At 67.0% G+C, this 18,389-nt stretch carries 14 protein-coding genes; 5 read left to right on the top strand and 9 right to left on the bottom strand.

The annotated features are described in order from the left end of the window. Positions 1-15: 15 nt before the first annotated feature. The 4 genes from KHN96_RS00650 to KHN96_RS00635 all read right to left on the bottom strand — a co-directional run bounded on the left by KHN96_RS00650 (position 16) and on the right by KHN96_RS00635 (position 4,236). Positions 16-1,368 carry a GntT/GntP/DsdX family permease gene (locus KHN96_RS00650; protein WP_045219869.1) on the bottom strand — a complete coding sequence of 451 codons (1,353 nt, stop codon included), beginning with the start codon at positions 1,366-1,368 and terminating at the stop codon, positions 16-18. Between the two features lie 87 nt (positions 1,369-1,455). After that, positions 1,456-1,842: a RidA family protein gene (locus tag KHN96_RS00645; RefSeq protein WP_045219871.1), complete on the bottom strand. Its 387-nt coding sequence runs from the start codon at positions 1,840-1,842 to the stop codon at positions 1,456-1,458. 38 nt (positions 1,843-1,880) lie between these two features. Beyond that, positions 1,881-3,365 (bottom strand): D-aminoacylase, encoded by a 1,485-nt coding sequence (locus KHN96_RS00640; protein ID WP_062739014.1) that lies wholly within the window; start codon positions 3,363-3,365, stop codon positions 1,881-1,883. 1 nt (position 3,366) lies between these two features. Next, entirely contained in the window at positions 3,367-4,236 is an 870-nt protein-coding gene (locus KHN96_RS00635) for a MurR/RpiR family transcriptional regulator (protein ID WP_045219873.1), read from the bottom strand. Between the two features lie 138 nt (positions 4,237-4,374). Between KHN96_RS00635 and KHN96_RS00630 the strand changes: the two genes are divergently transcribed. Next, positions 4,375-5,664, top strand: coding sequence for an amino acid deaminase (locus KHN96_RS00630; RefSeq protein WP_062738983.1), 1,290 nt, complete (start codon positions 4,375-4,377; stop codon positions 5,662-5,664). A gap of 13 nt (positions 5,665-5,677) precedes the next feature. Beyond that, positions 5,678-6,604, top strand: a complete 927-nt coding sequence (locus KHN96_RS00625) for a sugar kinase (RefSeq protein WP_062738982.1) — start codon at positions 5,678-5,680, stop codon at positions 6,602-6,604. A gap of 328 nt (positions 6,605-6,932) precedes the next feature. On the opposite strand, the gene KHN96_RS00620 is transcribed toward KHN96_RS00625, so the two are convergent. The 3 genes from KHN96_RS00620 to KHN96_RS00610 all read right to left on the bottom strand — a co-directional run bounded on the left by KHN96_RS00620 (position 6,933) and on the right by KHN96_RS00610 (position 13,132). Continuing rightward, positions 6,933-9,365 carry a penicillin acylase family protein gene (locus tag KHN96_RS00620; protein WP_062738981.1) on the bottom strand — a complete coding sequence of 811 codons (2,433 nt, stop codon included), beginning with the start codon at positions 9,363-9,365 and terminating at the stop codon, positions 6,933-6,935. A gap of 301 nt (positions 9,366-9,666) precedes the next feature. Beyond that, positions 9,667-11,700, bottom strand: coding sequence for a hybrid sensor histidine kinase/response regulator (locus KHN96_RS00615; RefSeq protein WP_082062944.1), 2,034 nt, complete (start codon positions 11,698-11,700; stop codon positions 9,667-9,669). Positions 11,701-11,848: 148 nt separating this feature from the next. After that, positions 11,849-13,132 (bottom strand): MFS transporter, encoded by a 1,284-nt coding sequence (locus tag KHN96_RS00610; RefSeq protein WP_045219882.1) that lies wholly within the window; start codon positions 13,130-13,132, stop codon positions 11,849-11,851. Positions 13,133-13,275: 143 nt separating this feature from the next. On the opposite strand from KHN96_RS00610, the gene KHN96_RS00605 reads away from it, so the two are divergent. Then, positions 13,276-13,626, top strand: a complete 351-nt coding sequence (locus KHN96_RS00605) for a DUF3175 domain-containing protein (protein ID WP_045219884.1) — start codon at positions 13,276-13,278, stop codon at positions 13,624-13,626. A gap of 28 nt (positions 13,627-13,654) precedes the next feature. Here KHN96_RS00605 and KHN96_RS00600 read toward each other — a convergent pair whose 3' ends face one another. Continuing rightward, a complete protein-coding gene (locus tag KHN96_RS00600) occupies positions 13,655-13,876 on the bottom strand; it encodes a hypothetical protein (RefSeq protein WP_104610650.1) in 222 nt (73 codons plus the stop codon). Positions 13,877-14,257: 381 nt separating this feature from the next. Here KHN96_RS00600 and KHN96_RS00595 point away from each other — a divergent pair, with 381 nt between their 5' ends. After that, positions 14,258-14,506, top strand: a complete 249-nt coding sequence (locus tag KHN96_RS00595; protein ID WP_045219888.1) for a dodecin — start codon at positions 14,258-14,260, stop codon at positions 14,504-14,506. A 60-nt stretch (positions 14,507-14,566) separates the two neighbouring features. On the opposite strand, the gene acpA is transcribed toward KHN96_RS00595, so the two are convergent. Continuing rightward, positions 14,567-16,720, bottom strand: a complete 2,154-nt coding sequence (acpA, locus tag KHN96_RS00590) for an acid phosphatase (RefSeq protein WP_062738980.1) — start codon at positions 16,718-16,720, stop codon at positions 14,567-14,569. Positions 16,721-16,994: 274 nt separating this feature from the next. Here acpA and KHN96_RS00585 point away from each other — a divergent pair, with 274 nt between their 5' ends. Then, a complete protein-coding gene (locus tag KHN96_RS00585) occupies positions 16,995-18,317 on the top strand; it encodes a cytochrome-c peroxidase (protein WP_062738979.1) in 1,323 nt (440 codons plus the stop codon). The last annotated feature ends 72 nt before the right edge of the window (positions 18,318-18,389 follow it).

Here is an 18,389-nt window from a genome sequence, read left to right as displayed (position 1 = left end):
ATCAACAGAACAGACTCAGATCACGGTCGACAGCGCCAGCGTCAGCAGCAGCGCGACGATCGAGATGATCGTTTCCAGCACCGTCCACGTCTTGAAGGTCTGCGGCACGGTCAGGTTGAAGTACTCCTTCACCAGCCAGAAGCCGCCATCGTTGACGTGCGACAGGATCAGCGAACCGGCGCCGGTGGCCAGCACCATCAGCTCTGGCCGCACGGCGGCGCCCGAAGCTGCGGCGATCGGGGCGACGATGCCGCAGGCGGTCGTCATGGCGACCGTGGCCGAACCCGTGGCGATGCGGATCATCACCGCCACCACCCAGCCCAGCAGCAGCGGCGACAGGTTCGCACCCATGGCCACGCCGACGATCGCCTTCGACACACCCGAGTCGCGCAGGATCTGGCCGAAGCCGCCGCCTGCGCCCACCACCAGCGTGATCGTGGCGATGGGAGCCAGACATTCGTTGGTGAACTTGAGGATGGTGTCGCGGTTGAAGCCGCGCGCCTTGCCGAACGTGTAGAAGCTCACCAGCGCAGCAATGAGCAGCGCCATGACGGAGTTGCCGGCCAGCTTCAGGATGTCGTTGGCCAGCGTCTTGGGCGTGGTGAAGAGATCGGCCCAGCTGCCGATCAGCATCAGCACCACCGGCAGCAGGATCGTGAACAGCGTGATGCCGAAACCCGGCAGCTCGCGCGTCTGATCGGCTTCAACGAATTGCGCGGCGAGGGGGTTGTCCTCCACCGGCTTCACGTAGCGCGACACCAGCATCGCCCATACCGGACCGGCCAGGATGGCAGTCGGCAGGCCGACGATGAGCGCGTACAGGATGGTCTTGCCGATGTCTGCCTGATATGCCGTCACGGCCAGCAGCGCTGCCGGATGCGGCGGGATCAGACCGTGCACCACGGACAGGCCCGCCACCATCGGCAGGCCCACCATCAGGATCGGCGTGCCCGTGCGCTTGGCCACGTTGAAGGCGATCGGGATCAGCAGCACGAAGCCGACTTCGAAGAACACCGGCAAACCGATGATGAACGCCACCACCATCATCGCCCAGTGCGCGTTCTTCTCGCCAAACGCCTGGATGAGCGTCTTGGCGATGCGCTCGGCGCCACCGGACTCGGCCATCATCTTGCCGAGCATCGTGCCGAGGCCCACCACCAGGGCAATGTGGCCGAGCGTGTTGCCCACGCCGGTTTCAAACGCCTTGACGATGTTGCCCATCGGCATGCCGACCACCACGCCCAGCACAAGCGAGACGACGATCAGCGTGACGAACGGGTTCAGTTTCTGGACGGCGATCAGGTAAATGAGCGCCACCACCGCCAGTGCGGCGGTCAGCAACAGCGAGTTGCCTTGCATCATGACCATCGGGTTTCCTCCTCAGGGGATTTCACGGCTCTTGTTGTGAGGCGCCCCGTTGTGCAGGGCGCCCGTTTTGAAGGTTCGCTTCTTCTGTCAGGGCTTCTTGTAGGCCACGCAGTCGACCTCGACCTTGCAGTCGATCACCATGCTCGACACCACGCACGAGCGGGCCGGCGGGTTGGCGCCAAAGTACTCCTTGAACACCTTGTTGAACGACTGGAAGTCGCGCGGGTCATCCAGCCACACGCCGCAGCGCACGACGTGCTCGGGGCCGTAGCCGGCCTCGGCCAGGATGGCCAGCAGGTTCTTGAGGGTCTGGTGCGATTGCTCGACGATGCCGTTGCCGACCACTTCGCCGTTCACCATGGGCGTCTGGCCCGAGACGAAGAGCCAGCCATCCGCGCCGGCCGCACGGGCAAAGGGCAGGTGCTGGCCACCGGTGCCGGTGCCGCCTTCAACGCCAATTCGCGTAATCGTCATGGTTCCTTCCTTCTTTCAAACAAAACTTGGATGCAGTGTCAGTGGGCTTCCGTGGCGGGCGCGGCGTGCGCACGCAGCGCGCGCCTGAGGAAGCGTCCGGCGCGGCGCGGCTGCACGGCGCCTTCGCGATACGACAGATGGCCGTTGACCCACACCGCCACAATGCCCGCCGCGGGCTGCTGCGGGTCGGTAAAGGTGGCGACGTCGCGCACCGTGTCCGGGTCGAACAGGACGAGGTCGGCCCAGTAGCCTTCGCGCACCAGGCCGCGTTCGGCCAGGCCGAAGCGCTCGGCGGACTGGCCCGTCATCTTGCGCACGGCTGCCGCCAGCGACAGCAGCTTGCGCTCACGGCTGTAGTAGCCGAGCACGCGCGGGAAGGCGCCCCACAGGCGCGGATGCGGTTTCGGATCGTTCGGCAGGCCGTCGGAGCCGATGACGGTGGCCGGGTGCGTGATGATGCGGTCGAGATCCTGCGCCGACATGTTGTGATAGACCGCGCCGGCCGGCTGCAGGCGGCGCGCGGCCTCCATCAGGTCGGTGCCCCATGCCGCGGCGATGTCCTTGAGCGTCTGCCCGGCCATGCCCGGATGCGGCTCCGACCACGTGATGAAGATGTCGAATTCGTCGGTCACCTGCTTCAGGTCGAGCGTGGACGAGCTCGCGGTGTACGGATAGCAGTCGCAGCCGACCGGCTGGTAGCGCTGCGCGCTTTCGATCGAGGCCAGCACCTCGCCGGCGCGGCCCCAGTTGGCAGCGCCTGCGCATTTCAGGTGCGAGATCACGATGGGCACACGCGCATGCTTGCCGACGCGGTAGGCCTCGTCCATCGCGTCGAGGATCGCCGCAAACTCCGTGCGCAGATGCGTGGTGTAGATGGCGCCGGCCTGGGCGAGCGGCTCGGCCAGGCCCATCACTTCTTCGGTGGTCGATGCGAAGGCGTTGGCGTAGGCCAGTCCCGTGGACAGCCCGAGCGCGCCGTTGTCGAGCGCCTCGCGCAGCTGCGCGCGCATGCCTGCCACCTCATCGGCGGTGGCGGGCCGGTCGAGGCGGTCCAGGTGGTTGTTGCGCAGCGCCGTATGGCCAACGAGCGCGGCCACGTTCACCGCCGGCTGCGCGCGTTCCACGGCTTCCACGTACGACGCAAAGGTCGGATACGCGAACGCGCTGGCCGGCCCGAGCAGGTTCATCGGGTCAGGCGGATCGCCCTTGAGCGTGGCCGGCGACGCGCTGATGCCGCAGTTGCCGACGATGACCGTGGTAATGCCCTGCGACACCTTGGGCAGCATGTCGGGCGTGCGGATGACGTTGGTGTCGTCGTGCGTGTGCACGTCGATGAAGCCGGGAGCGAGCACGCGGCCGTCGCCGGCGATTTCCTTGTCGCCCAGCCAGGCGGTGGAGTCCGACGTGGCGATGGCGGCGATGCGCCCATCGGTGATGGCCACGTCGAACAGCGTGGCCTCGGGCTCGTGGCCGCTGCCGTCCACGATGCGGACCTGGCGGATGACGGTGTCGTACTGCTCCATCTCAATCTCCAAGCGGCTGGCGGTTGCCGCCGCCGCGATGCGCATCGAGCACGTACTTGATGCGCCGTAAGAGCTCCTTGCTGCGATCGGCCTGCTGCAGCGCGACTTCGGTGGCCAGCAGGTCGATCATCATCATCATGGCGTAGCGCGATGACGACGGCTTGAAGATGAAATCGGTTTCCATGGCCTGGATCGGCAGCAAGACATCGGCCAGCGCGGCCAGTGGCGAACCGATGGCGGTGATGGCCACGACCTTTGCGCCGTACTCGCGCGAGATGTTCACGCTGTCGATCACCTCGGGCACATGGCCCGTCACCGAGAACACGACCACAACGTCTTCGGGGCTCAGCGTGGCCGCGACCATCCGCTGCAGCATCGAATCATGATAGGTGGTGACGGGCCGCCCCAGGCGCGCGAGGCGGTAGCGCATCTCGTCGGCCATGGTGGTCGAGCCGCCGCCCATGCCGAACACCGCGATCATGCGGGCCGCGGCCAGCGCCTCGGCGGCGGCGCGGAACGCCTCGGGGCGTACCAGCGCGCGGTTCGCTTCCAGTACGTTCGAAATGTCCGCCAGGATGCCGTCGGCGCTGGAGGGTGGGCGATCGGCGCCGCCATCCAGAAACCGCTGGCCGACTGCCGCCGCCTGGGCTAGCTTGAGCTTGAGTTCCCGCACGTCGCGGCAGCCCATCGCCTTGGCAAATCGGGTGACGCTGGCCTCACTCACGCCGGCCCGTTCGGCTAGCGTCTGGATGCTGCCGGCCGCCGCTTCGGCAATGTCGCTCAGGACGGTCTGCGCGACCTTCCGCTCGGCGGGACGCAACTCGGCGGCACGCTGGGAGAGGCGGGTGACGATGTCCATGGGTTCGCGCATTCGGGGCTCCCGGGTCCGTCCGGATAGCGGCAGTCGACTAGGTTTGGTACTTTGTAACAGGCTGGCCCGGAGAATAATTTCCCCGCTATCATTGTGTCAACCCGATGTTTACCCCCACAGGAACGCGAGTCGATTCCCATGAGTGATACAAAGTACCAAGGAGATGCCACCCCCGTCGTCGATCCGCTGGACAAAGGTCTGGGTGCGCTGGACGCCGCTTGTGCGCCGGAGCAGATTGCTGCGCAAGGCTGGAATGTCCTCAAGGAAGATCTGAGTCTGCCGGCGGCGGTGCTTTCGCAATCGCGCATCGAGCACAACCTGGCGTGGATGCAGCGCTTCGTGAACGAGTACGGCGCCAAGCTCGCGCCGCATGGCAAGACGACCATGGCGCCGCGCCTGTTCCAGCATCAGCTCGCCGGCGGTGCGTGGGGCATTACGCTGGCGACCGCGCATCAGACGCGCGCGGCCTACGCGCACGGTGTGCGCCGCGTGCTGATGGCCAACCAGCTGGTGGGCAAGCGCAACATGGCCATCCTCGCGGAACTGCTGGCCGATCCGTCGTTCGAGTTCTTCTGCCTCGTCGATGCGGCGGACCAGGTCGAGCAGCTTGCCACGTTCTTCGGCAAGGCCGGGCGGCCGATCCAGGTGCTGATCGAGCTCGGCGTGCAAGGCGGCCGCACGGGCGTGCGCGACGATGCGCAGCTGCAATCCGTGCTCGACGCGCTCACGCGCGCCAATGGCGGCGTCAAGCTGGCCGGCGTGGAAGTGTATGAGGGCGTGATCAAGGAGGAAGCCGATATCCGCGCCTTCCTGCAACGCGCCGTCAAGACGCTCGGCGACCTGGCCCGCGCGGGCCGCCTGCAACGCACGCCTGCCGTGCTGACCGGCGCGGGCTCGGCGTGGTACGACGTGGTGGCCGAGGAGTTTGCCAAGGCGGACATCGGGCAGCCCCTGGATGTGGTGCTGCGTCCGGGCTGCTACCTCACGCACGACGTGGGTATCTACAAGGCCGCGCAGGCGCGCATCGACGCCAACAACCCCATCGCGCACAAGATGCGCTCGAGCCTGCTGCCCGCGCTGCAACTGTGGGCCTATGTGCAATCGGTGCCCGAACCCGGGCGCGCCATCATCGCGATGGGCAAGCGCGACGCCGCATTCGACGCCGGTCTGCCGCTGCCGGTGCTGCATTACCGCCCGGGGCGTGATGACGCCTCGCTGGCGCCCTCCGCCACGCCCGCGCACTGGGAAGTCACCGGCATGATGGACCAGCACGCCTACCTGAAGATCGCCGCTGGCGACGACATCAAGGTCGGCGACATGATCGCCTTCGACATCTCGCACCCGTGCCTGACGTTCGACAAGTGGCGCCAGATCTCCGTGGTGGACGATGCGTACAACGTCGTCGACGTGGTGCAGACCTATTTCTGAGTCGGACGCGGCGATGACAGACATCCTCGCTTACGGCGAAGCGCTGATCGAGTTCAACCAGGCGGACCCCGGCAGCACGTCGTGGACGTTCGGCTTTGGCGGCGATACGTCCAACTTCTGCATTGCGGCGGCACGGCAGGGCGCGCGCACGGGCTACATCAGCGCGGTCGGTGCCGACCGCTTTGGCCAGGCGCTGCGCGCGCTGTGGCAGGACGAAGGCGTCGATCACACCTACGTGCTCACCGACGCGCAGGCGCCCACGGGCCTGTACTTTGTCTCGCACGATGCGCGCGGCCATCATTTCGATTACCTGCGCGCGGGGTCCGCGGCGAGCCGGTTCCAGACGGCGCAACTGCCGCTGCAGGCGATTGCGGCGGCCAAGGCGTTTCACCTGTCGGGCATCAGCCTCGCGATCAGCGACACCGCGTGCGATGCCGGTCTGGCGGCGATGGCGCATGCGCGGGCGTCGGGCGTGATGGTGTCGTTCGACACGAACCTGCGCTTGCGTCTGTGGCCGCTGGCCCGTGCCCGGGCCGTCATGCGCGAGGCGATGCAGACCTGCGACCTGTGCCTGCCGAGCTGGGACGACGTGACGGTGCTGCTCGATTGCCATGACCGTGATGGCATTGTCGATACGCTGCTTGGCTGGGGCGTGAAGCTGGTCGCGCTGAAGATGGGGGCGGAAGGGTGCTACGTGGCCACACCGCAGTCCCGTACGCTGGTGCCGCGTCATACGGTCAATGCCGTCGATGCGACCGGCGCGGGGGACTGTTTTGGTGGTGCGTTTGTGGCGCGGATTGTTGCCGGAGATCCGCCTGCAGAGGCGGCGCGGTATGCCAATGTGGCGGCTGCGATTTCTACGACGGGGTATAGCGCTGTGGCGCCGATTCCGAGGGCGGATGTTGTGCGGGCGGTGTTGGCCTCGGCTCAGCCGGCTTGAATGGGCGTTGTGGGTGGGCTTTTGTGTTTCATCCCCTGCCGGGGCTGACTCACTTTCTTTGTCTTGCCAAAGAAAGTAAGCAAAGAAAGGCGCGGCCGAGATGGCGACTTCCCCTTGGATTTGTGTCACGGGGAGGGGAAGGAGCCAAACTCGCTGCGCTCAAACAGGGCTCCTTCCTTTTTCCTCCCCGCGACAAAAATCTAAGGCGCCATCTAGGGCAGGGTACGGCCACACCATCGTGGATCGGTTGCTAGCGTCGATGTTTCAGCTGTTGGAAAAAAACGCCACCGCGTATTTGCGGTGGCGTTTTTGCTTGCGCATCGTGTCCTTACTTCCCAGGCACCAGGTGGACGCGCGACTCGGTCGCGGCTTCCACTGCCTTGCGCGAATACAACAGCGGGAAGTACTCGCCCTTGAGCCACAGCGGTGCGAGGTCGCGGTAGTGCGGGCTGTCGGGATTGCCGGACTGGCCGGGGAGGTTGACGGCGCGGGAGTTGTCCCAGTTGCCGACATCCACCACCGTGCGGAACGATGGGCCGTTGGTCTGCAGGAAGTCGCTCGCGCGATACGTCGATTGGTTGGGCGTGTAAGCGCTGCCGCCTTCGGGTGTGGGCCCGACGTTGAGCTTGGCACGCGTGGCTTCGTCGACGATGGCGGCGAACGGATGGGCGTTCAGGTTGTGGTGCAGCTGGCCCCAGTTCCATGCCTGCGGGTTCGCGCCCTGGCGCTTGACCATATCGGCCCATGCGTCCTTCAGGCTGGCCAGCAGGACGGCGTCGCGCTTGGCGGCCGCTTGCCGCGGGTCTTCGCCGAACCTGTGGTCGGCGCCTTGGGGGTGTTCGAGCGTGTCGAGCATCACGGCGGTATCGGGCGCGCCCATGGCGTCCGCGGCGGCCTTGGAGAGCACCGCGTTCTTGAACGCACGGCCCAGGTGATGCGTGAACCAGACCTCGTGCAGCGCGGCCTGCGCAGAATCCGCCAGCATGGTCGCGTCCCAGCCCTTGAGGAGGTTCAACGCGGCCTGCGTGTCGGCATCGCTGGACGACAGCGGGGCCAGCAGCGCGACGAGGCGGCGTGCCGGGATCGACACCATGTCGTTCTGCAGGCGCATGGAGTCTTCCAGCGATACCTTCTCGAGCTTGGCCAGCACTTCGTCAATGCGCGCGTGACGCGAGCCGTTGGTCCACTCGAAGCCGAGCTTGCGTTCGCGGTACGGGTAATCGGGTGGGAGGTTCATCTCGTTGGACGAGGTGAAGTAGCCGGATTTCGGGTTGTAGGTGCTGGGCAGCTGATCGCCGCGCCAGAATCCGGCCCATTCGTAGCGGCCGTCGCCGGGAACGGGCAGCAGACCGTCCCAGTTCGGGCGGATCGGGGCGAGGCCGCCCGGCACCCAGCCGATGTTGCCCTTCGTGTCGGCATAGACCTGGTTTTCGGTGGGGGCGCCCCAGTTCATCATCGCCTGCTTGAACTGCGCGAACGTGCGGGCGCGCATGTAGCCGACCGAGCCGAAATACGGCGACATGCCCGGCGACAGCCACGCCGAGCGCACGGCATACGCGCGGTGCTTCTCGGCATCGATATAGATGACGGGGCCGTGGCGCGTGAAGGTGAGGTCGATGGGGCGCGACTCGCCGCCGCGCACCTTCACGGTTTCGTGCAGCACCTTGAACGGCTCCCAGCCGTCCTTGTAGCGGTACTCGGTGTGGTTGGCCGGGTTCAGCTCGTAGACGTAGAGGTCTTCCTGGTCGATGTTGAAGATCGTGAGGCCGAAGGCGACGTGGCCGTTGTGGCCGATCGACACGGCCGGCAATGACGGCTCGCCCGCGCCGATGATGTCGAGCGTCGGCGTGCTGACGTGGGCGATGTAGCGCAGGCCCGGTGCGGAATACGCGCGGTGCGGGTCGTTGGCCATCACGGCGCGGCCAGTGGTGGACTTGCCCGGCGCGATCACCCAGTTGTTGCTGCCCTCCATGGCCTCTTCGAGGTTGGCCGCAGCGGCGACCCGCGTGCCGTCAGTGTCCACGCCCTTGAGCGATTCCGGCGCGAGCTTCACGCCTTGCGTGGCGAGCGTGAAGACCTTGAGCAGATCCTTCGGCAGGCACGGGTCCAGGCCCTCCGGCATCTGGGTTTGCCACGCCGGCTGCAGGCCGAAGCGGATCGTGTCGTCGGCGAGGTTGGCCTTGCAGGCCACGTTGGCGCGCGCCACTTCCGACTGCAGATTGCGCGTCAGGCCGTGGCTGCGGATGCGCACCACGTCTTCGGGCGCCCAGTGCGCGGGCGTGTAGTTCAGCTTGCGGAACTCGAACGGCATCTGCTCCGGATGCCTGGTCAGCCAGTCGACATAGGCGTTGATGCCGGCGACGAAGCGCGTGGCGATGCGCTGCGCATCGGGGCTGTAGCGGTTCCATTCGGTCTGCATGTCGCCGCGATAGAGAAACAGCCGCGTGGCGCGATCCTGTTCCACATAGGCGGGGCCGAACACTTCCGAGAGCTGCCCCAGGCCGCGGCGGCGCCACAGATCGATCTGGAACAGGCGGTCGCGCGCGGCATTGAAGCCCTGCGCGAAGAAGCCGTCGTCTTCGCTCTTGGCGTAGATGTGCGGCACGCCCCAGCGGTCGATCAGGATGTCGGCGGGCTTGGACAGGCCGGGCACGGCGATCGTCTGCGCGGCAGCGGGGGTTGGCGACTCCTTGGCGACGACCTGCGTGGCCACGCCAAGCGCAACGGCAGACAGCAGAACGGGAAGGGAACGGATGGGCATGGCGATGCGGTCTCCTCTTTGTGCCCGGAATGCCGGCGCAACCCAAGGCGGGCGGCGGCGTTCAGGCGTTCTTATGGGTACGGCAGACAGCTGCACGGCGGCGGACGGCGGCTGATTCGGAAGGCAGGCTGGCCGATCGGTGAACTGGGTGCTGGGCACTGCTAGGGGAGAGATGCCCACCGACCGGCACAGACCAACAAGTATGCGGATGCACCATCACGCGCGCCAATGACTTTTGTTCGGTCAACCATTCCGTCAAGGCATGGTTTGCGCGCGGCGCAGGCGCGGCCATGCGTGACCGCTAGGCCAACGTCGGGGGCCCGGCCTTGCGATGCACGTTGGCGGCCAGCACGTGGCCCAGCTCGCCCGGGAAGATGGGCTTGGTAATGACGGATTGGTAGCCGGCCTCTTTGGCCGCCTTCAGGCGGATCGGATCGGCAAACGCCGTGACGGCAATGGCGGGCAGCTCTGTCATGCCGCTGGCGCGCACGGCGTGGATGAGCTGCAGGCCGTCCATGCCCGGCATGGCGAGGTCGCTGACCAGTGCGTCGAACGGGTGGTTGCCGGCCGCGGCCTTCAGTGCGTCGAGTGCTGCCGCGCCGCTGGAGACCGTCGTCACCTCGGCGCCGTAGCGCTCGAGCATCAGCGCAATCACGCCAAGCGACTCAGGGTTGTCGTCCACGGCCAGCACGCGGATGCCCTCCAGCGTCGGCATGCCCGTGCCGGCCACCACGCCGGGCGCGCGATTTTCCTGCTCGCCGGGCTGCGCGGCGTGCAGCGGCAGCGTGACGGCCATGGTGGTGCCACGGTTTGCACCGCTGCTGGCGGCGGTGATGCGGCCGTGGTGAAGCTCGACGAGCTGCTTGGCAATCGCCAGGCCCAGCCCCAGCCCGCCGTGGCGGCGCGTGCTCGACAGGTCTGCCTGCTGGAAGCGGTCAAAGATGTGCGGCAGGAACGCCGGCTCGATGCCGATGCCCGTATCGCGCACGGTTGCCACGACACCCTCCGGCGCCGGGTGCACCGAGAGCCTGATATGCCCGCCCTCGGGCGTGAACTTGACGGCATTGGCCAGCAGGTTCCAGAACACCTGCTTGAGCCGCCCCGCATCGCCCTGCAGCAGCGGCACCGGCAGGTAGTCGCTCTCCATGGTGATCTGTTTCTGGCGCGCCATGGGCTCAATGGTCTCTCGCGCGCGCTCCAGCACGTCGGCGAGATCGACGGGACCAATGTCGAGCGGCACCTTGCCCGAGAGGATGGCCGACATGTCGAGCAGATCGTCGATAAGGTGGACCTGCGTGCGCGCGCTGCGCTCGATGGCCTCGATGCCGCGCTTGAACAAGCCCTCTTCGTACGGGCGCATGTTCAGCAACTGCGCCCAGCCCAGCACCGCATTGAGCGGCGTGCGCAGCTCGTGGCTGACGGTCGCGAGAAAGTCGTCCTTCAGGCGGCTGGCCCGTTCGGCTTCTTCCCGCGCCCGCGATTCGGCTTCGAGCAGCTGGGCGCGGCGCTCCTCGGCCTGGCGGCGCTCGCTGATGTCGATGACGGCGTTGGTCAGGCCGATGATCTCGCCGGTATCGTCGCGCAGCGGCGTCACCACCACGTCGTAGACCACGCGCTGCGTGTGCCGGCGGCGGAAGGCGAACTCCACGCGCGTGGGTGTGCCGGTGGCAATCACGCGCTGGCCGGCCTCGGTCAGCCGCGCGGCGGCCCGACGGCCGAAGACTTCCCGCACGGTGCGCCCGAGCAATTGCTCCGGCTTCAGGCCGAACACGGCGTTGTGCACCCAGGTGAAGTGCATCGTGTTGTCGACGTCGTACAGCGAGATCGGCGACGCCTGCAGCGCTGCCACCAGGCGCTGCTGTGACAGGCGCTGCTGCGTTTCGGCCAGCGCGCGGCGTTCCGCGCCGGCGCGCGCACGCCGCAACTGCTCGCAGAGCACGCAGATGAGCAGCGCGCCCACACTGAAGACCAGCACCTGCGCGGTTGTCGGCGGCGGCGGCCCGGCCCAGGTCTGCACGGCGGCTACCGCCAGGAACAGCGTCCCGTAGGCGCCGATGGCCAGCATGCCCGGCCAGAAGCCGCCGTACCATGCGGCGATGGTCACGACCGGAAACGCCAGGTAGAACGGCAGGTGGATCCCCATGGTCGCCTCGAGCGCGACCCGCACCGCCGTGCCCAGCACGGCTGCGCCGATGGCCACCAGCCATGCCGATGGGCGGATGGCCGGCGCGGCCTTCAGGCCGCTGCTGCTGAACGGACCCGGGTCTGCCGGTCGGGGCGGTTCAGCGGTATGCGTATCGGACGGACGGGATGGACGAGGCGGAATGGACTTCATGATCGGGCGCGGTATCCGACGCGACCAGACAGGGCGGGCAAAGGTGACTCAGCATACGAACTGGCCGGCGTGGCTGCCATCGGATTTTCACTGACACGCGTGCAAGACGGCCGCCGATTCGTGCGTGGCAATAGCCTCCCGGCTGCAATCACCCTTCCGACGAGGGGTGCGGGTCGCGCATCCTGTCCCGCCGGACGAGGTCCGGAAACAGCCGCATCCAGATCGCCACCACCAGCAGCGTGCCCAGCCCACCGAGCACCACCGAGGCCACCGGCCCAAGCAGACCGGCCACCATGCCCGATTCGAACTCGCCGAGCTGGTTCGATGCTCCCACGAACACCGAGTTGACCGCGCTCACGCGGCCCCGCATCGCATCGGGCGTATCGAGCTGCACCAGGGAGGTCCGGATCACCACGCTGATCATGTCCGATGCGCCCAGCACCACCAGCGCCAGCATCGACAGCGGCAGCCAGCGCGATACCCCGAACACGAGCGTCGCCATGCCAAATATCGCCACGGCCGCAAACATCACGCGGCCCACGTGCCGGTCCAGCGGACGATGCGCGAGAAAGAGCGCCATCCCCAGCGCCCCCACCGCCGGCGCCGAACGCAGCAGCCCCAGCCCCCACGCGCCCGTGCCGAGGATGTCGCGCGCGTAGATCGGCAGCAGCGCCGTGGCGCCGCCCAGCAGCACCGCAAACAGATCCAGCGAGATGGCGCCCAGCACCACGGGCCGCCCCTTGATGAAGACGATGCCCGCAAACAGCGACTCCAGGCTCACCGGCGTGCTGACCGGCGCCGCCCGCGCCATGCGCACCCACGCGATCAGCACGTGCGCCAGCAGGAAGAGCCCCGCCGCGGTGGCATAGACCACCGGCGCGCCGGCCACGTACAGGAACCCGCCCACCGCCGGCCCCAGGATGATGCCCGTCTGGCCTGCTGAACTTGACAGCGCCACCGCGCGCGGCAGCACCTCGGGCGGCACCAGCGAGGGCAGCAGCGCCTGCAGGGTGGGCGTCTCGAAGGCCCGCATCGCCCCGATGACGACCACGCACAGAAAGATGGGCTGGATGCTCGCGTGCCCCATTGCCGCCATCACCGAGAGCGACAGCGCCACCAGCGCCTCGACGGCCTGGCACGCGCGCACGACGCGGCGCCGGTCGTAGCGGTCGGCGATATGGCCCGACGCCAGCACCAGCACCACTGAGGGCAGGAACTGGGCCAGACCCACCAGCCCAAGCACATAGGCGCTGCGTGTGAGGTCGTAGATCTGCCAGCCCACAGCCACGCCAAACATCTGGTACGCAAAGGTCGTGGACAGCCTGGCAAACCAGAACAGGCGGAAGGCGGGGTAGGAGAAGGGCGCGTGCGACAGCGCTGTCGCGGGAGGGGGCGCGGAAGAAGCGGGGGAAAGACCGGCGTCGCCAGACACGTTGAATGCGCGCCGGAACCCGGCGACTTGCTGAAAGGGTGAGCGGAACGCCCGTCATCGTAACGGAAGTCGGCGGCCCGCAGCGTCTCGTACAGGTACGTGGCTTGCGAAACTGCCCATACATCATTACGGGAGATTTCATCATGGCCACATCGCACGCCAAGCCGAAATCCGATGCCAAGCCGGGCAAGGGCGCGCCGCATCGCTGGTCACACCACGTGATGGAGACGAGCGACGCACTGGATCTTGAACCCGACATCTTCAAGTCGCGCAGCCCATCGCGCATTGCCGCGTCGCTCAAGGCATCGGCCGAGCACAGCAGGCGGCGCAAAGGGACGGCGTTCCAGTCGGCCATGTCGATGCTGACGTTCTATATCAATCGTGCGGGGCACAACCTCAGTGCGGGGCGGCGGCAAATCCTGGAGCGTGCCAAGGACAGCCTGCGCGCCGAGTTCGGCCGGCCCACGCGCGGCGCTGCCAAGGCGCGGCATTGAGCGCGGCGGCGCCCCTGCGGATGGCGGGTCAGAGGGCGAGCATGACGCTCAGCAGCTGGCGCGCCACGGTCCGGTAGCTCTCGGGGTCACCCTGTGGCGAATAGGTCGACAGCGTCTTGCCGCGGTAATTCACGGTCACGATGCCGTTGCGCGCCGAGTAGGTCGCGTCGATGCGGCGGCCGCCGCGTTCGATATGGAAGCCGATGGTCTCGGCCACCAGCCGGACGGTTTCCGGATGGGGCGCCGGCATGGACAGCGGCGCAGGGCTGGCTGGGGTCGGTTGTTCGGGGCGGCGCACGGCGCTTTCTCTTCAGGGAGGTATGGGGCGCAACGCAGGTTCCGTACCAGCCGGCTTTGGCGGCCCTGCAGTCCGTGTCGCCCCAAAAGTGGCACTTCATCGCCGGATCGGCCGTCGGACCGACGCTCGGCTTGACGCCATGCGTCGCTTCGCTGACGAAATTTGTCATTTTCGTAAATCGGCCAAATACGCAATTAACCGCCAAGATTTTGGGGCCCCGTGCAAATCCGGGCTATCAGGCGCGAGGCGCAGGTGCCATGCTGGTCAATGACGCGGCGCATATCGTGTGCGGGGCGTTCTGCCGGCGTCCAACCATGCCAACAAGGAGGCGATATGGGTTCTCATACCTACAAGATGATCGAGCTGGTGGGCTCGTCACCCGAATCCAGCGATGCAGCCATCCGCAATGCCATCGCGCGGGCGGGCGAGACGCTCAACCATCTGGATTGGTTTGAGGTGCTGGAGACGCGCGGGCATCTGGTCGACGGCAAGATCGCGCACTGGCAGGTGACGCTCAAGGTCGGCATGCGGCTTGAGGCGCTGGAAAGCGAGAAGCCCGCCGGGAAGAAGAAAGGGAAATAGCGCCCAAGAAAGAAAGGCGGCCGCGCATGTCCGCGGCCGCCTTTCCCGATGCGCCCGGCGTTATTGCGCCTGCGAAAAATCGAGCGCGTTGGTCAGGTCGCCCATCGGTTTGTCGCCGTTGGCGACGAGGGCGTCGTCGCGCTGCTTCAGGCCGGGCAGCGTCGGCAGGGCAAAGCGGTGCGTGATCAGGCGCAGCACCGAGGCCGTGTCGTACTGCGTGTGGTCCACGAAGCCCTTCTTGGCGAACGGCGAGACGATGATCGCCGGGATGCGGGTGCCCGGGCCCCAGCGGTCAGCCTTCGGCACCGTGGCGTGGTCGTAGAAACCGCCGTTTTCGTCATACGTCACGACGATCACCATGTTCTTCCATTGCGGGCTCTTCTGCAGCTGCGCAATCACGTTGGCGATGTGGGCGTCGCCGTCGGCCACGTTGGCGTAACCGGCGTGCTGGTTCAGGTTGCCCTGCGGCTTGTAGAACGTGACGGCGGGCAGCTTGCCGGCGGCGGCATCGGCCAGGAAGGCGGCGTCGTAATCCTTCAGGTGCGCGGCGCGCTCGGCGGCACCGCTGGCGGTGGCCGGGTCGAAGCGGCTGAAGTAGTTGAACGGCTGGTGGTGCGGCTGGAACTGCGTGGTGCCAGCGTAGATCACGCTGCGCGTGGCGTTCGGCGCGTCGGCGATGGCGGCGTTCCACGCGCCGGCATACCAGGCCCAGTCCACGCCCTTGGCGCTCAGCAGGTCACCGATGTTGGTCGTGGACTGCACCGGCATCGTCGAGGCCTTGGTGGGGTCTGCGTAGGCCGCATTGCCGCTGGCCACGCCGTTGCCCGACGGCTGGAACGGCGGCTGCATGGTGTTGACGGCGTAGAACACGCCCGAACCATCGTCGGCCGTGAGCGTGCTGTCGTTGGCGTAGACCGCCTTGCCCGACAGCACGGAGCTCGGGTTGCCCGTTCCCGCGTCAAGCACCGGCACACCGTCGGCATTGACCGTGACCTTCGAGATGCTGCCCGCCGCCGGCGAGGACTTCGCGTTCGGATAGATCGGCGCGCAGGCGCAGATCAGGTACTGGTGGTTCAGGAACGAGCCCCCGAATGCGCCCATGAAGAAGTTGTCGGCGAGCGTGTATTGCTGGGCGATCTTCCACATGGCCATCTTGCTGCCGTCGTAGTAGCCCATCGAGAGGCCGCCCGCGTCGGAGTACGCGGCGAACTTGTCGTTCTTGCCGCCGTTGATCTGCATCTGGTTGTTGTAGAAGCGGTGCACGAGGTCGCGCGTGGTCACGCTCTGCGGCACCACGACGCCCGTGCCGTTCACGCCATTGGGATCGTCGATCTGGAACATCTTGTTCGGCCAGCCGGTGGTCTGCGCCTGCGTGAGGGTCACGCTCTGGCCGGCGGCGGTCAGGCCGCCCCAGGTGGGCGGCAGGCTCGGCAGCACCGAGCCATCGAAGTCCTTCTGCGCGACAGCCGTGCCGGTGGACGTCGGGTTCACGCCGGGGATGCCGTTGGCGCCCGGGAACAGGCCGTACAGGTTGTCGAAGCCGCGGTTCTCGGCGTAGATGACGACGATGGTCTTGACGTTGTCAGCGAGCGCCATGCGCTTGCTCACGCCGTCGCGGATTGTCTTGCCGACGTCGCCGCCGCTAGCCACGGCATCGGCGATCAGTGCGATGGCCTGGTCGATCTCGGCCTGCAGCGCGGTCTTGGTGGCTGCGTCGGTTTCCTTGTTGTGGTCTTCCAGCAGCTTGTCGACCGTCACGCCCAGGCGCGCGGCCAGCGCGGTCTTGGCGGCATTGATGTCGCCGCCGTTGCTGTCCATCAGCGCGGCAAGTTCGGTCGAGATGGCGCTCACGACAGCGTTGGCGCCGGCCGGCGCGCGGAACACCAGCGGCTGCGTGACCGGCGTGCTCGTGTTCTTGTCCGGATCATTGCGCTTGGCATCCGTGCCGATTTCCACGGTGATGGCACCGGTGCCGGCCAACGTGTACGCACCGTTCTTGTCGGTGCGCGTGCTGGTTTCACCGGCGTCGCACTTGCCGTTGTTGTTGGCGTCGATACAGACCTTGGCGTTCTCGAAGTAGCTGCCGGTCACCACGCCGGAGGTCGATTGCGTGGAGGCGCTGCTGTTCGAATCGCTGCCGCCGCAGGCAGTCATGCTGGCTGCCACCAGCGCGGCGAGCGGAAGGTGAGGCAAAAGACGGAATGCTCGGCTCATGATTTCCCTTGATTGTTGTGTGGGGGACGAAAGCGAGCCGGAGTCTGTGCCTCGTGTGTGACAAGTTGATGATGCAAACGCAGGCGCGGAGCGGATCTGGGCCGAGCTCAGCAGGAACACCATCGTCAGGAGGAGCAGGGGCACCGCCGAACGTTTGAAGACATTTGCCACCATGGGACCTCTCCAAGGACTGACGTGACGCGCGTTTGACGACATCAAAGTGTCATGGTGGCCGTGCTAAGTTGCAAGGCTTCCATCATTGCGCCCATCGTCGATGCCTCGTCTTCTGCCGTTGTCCACTGTTCGCGCGATTGCCGCTTCGGCGCTCGCGCTGGGGCTGGCCGCTTGCGGGCGCGGCGAACCGGCGGTGGCGCATGCCGCGGCGCCGGCCGGTGCGTCGGCACCCGCGGCCAAGTCCGTCCCTGCGTACGAAAAGGCCTTCTACACGATGATGGCGACGCGCCGCCCGTCGGTGCCGGCCATGGCGGCACTGGGCAAGGCGCTGTTCTTCGATCCGGCCATGTCTGCCTCGGGCAAGCTCTCGTGCGCGAGCTGCCATAGCCCGGCGCACGCCTATGGCCCCCCGAATGACCTCTCGGTGCAGCTGGGCGGCCCCGGCATGGACAAGACCGGCGTGCGCGCCGCGCCGTCGCTGCGCTATCTGCAGAGCGTGCCGCCGTTTAGCGAGCACTTCTTCGAGAACGACGGCAACGACTCAGAAGACCAGGGCCCGACCGGCGGCTACACCTGGGACGGCCGCGTGTCGTCCACGCACGACCAGGCACGCATTCCGCTGCTTTCCGCGCACGAGATGGCGAACGGCACCCCGGCCAGCGTGGTGGCCAAGCTGCGCAATGGCAGCCATGCGCTGGCGTTCCGCCAGGTGTTCGGCAACGACATCCTCGACAACGAAGACACGGCCTTCCGCGCCGCGCTGATGGCGCTGGAGGTGTTCCAGCAGACGCCATCGGAGTTCTACCCGTACGACAGCAAGTACGACGCGTTCCTGCGCCGCCAGGTCAAGCTGTCGCCGCAGGAAATGCGGGGCCTGCGGGCGTTCTCCGATCCGGCCAAGGGCAACTGCGCGTCATGCCACGTCAGCGCGATCAAGCAGGACGGCGCGTTCCCGGCCTTCACCGATTTCGGCCACATTGCCGTGGGCGTGCCACGCAACCGCAAGCTCGAAGCCAACGCGGACCCGGCGTTCTTCGACCTCGGCCTGTGCGGCCCCGACCGCACCGACCTCAAGGATCACGCCGAGTACTGCGGCCGCTTCCGCACGCCATCGCTGCGCAACGTGGCGCTGCGCAAGACGTTCTTCCACAACGGCGCGATCCACTCGCTCGAAGATGCGGTGCGCTTCTACGCCCAGCGCGATACCCAGCCGCAGAAGTGGTACCCGCGCAAGGCCGACGGCACGGTCGACAAGTTCGACGACCTGCCGCCCCGGTACCACGCCAACGTCAACATGGAGCCGCCGTTCGGCGGCAAGCCGGGCGACAGGCCGGCGCTGTCCGAGGCCGACGTGCGCGACATCGTCGCCTTCCTCAAGACCCTCACCGACGGCTACCGACCGCCACACGTTGCCCGGCGCTGAGCCTGCGGCCCGTTTGTTGCAACGCCCCGAAGCGTACGCGCGGCTGCCCGGGCGTGCGCTCCGGTTATCATC

It is taken from the genome of Ralstonia mannitolilytica, assembly GCF_905397375.1.
Taxonomy (GTDB): Bacteria; Pseudomonadota; Gammaproteobacteria; order Burkholderiales; family Burkholderiaceae; genus Ralstonia; species Ralstonia mannitolilytica.
Note: the sequence above shows the minus strand (reverse complement) of the source record. Positions and strands in the feature narration are given on the sequence as shown.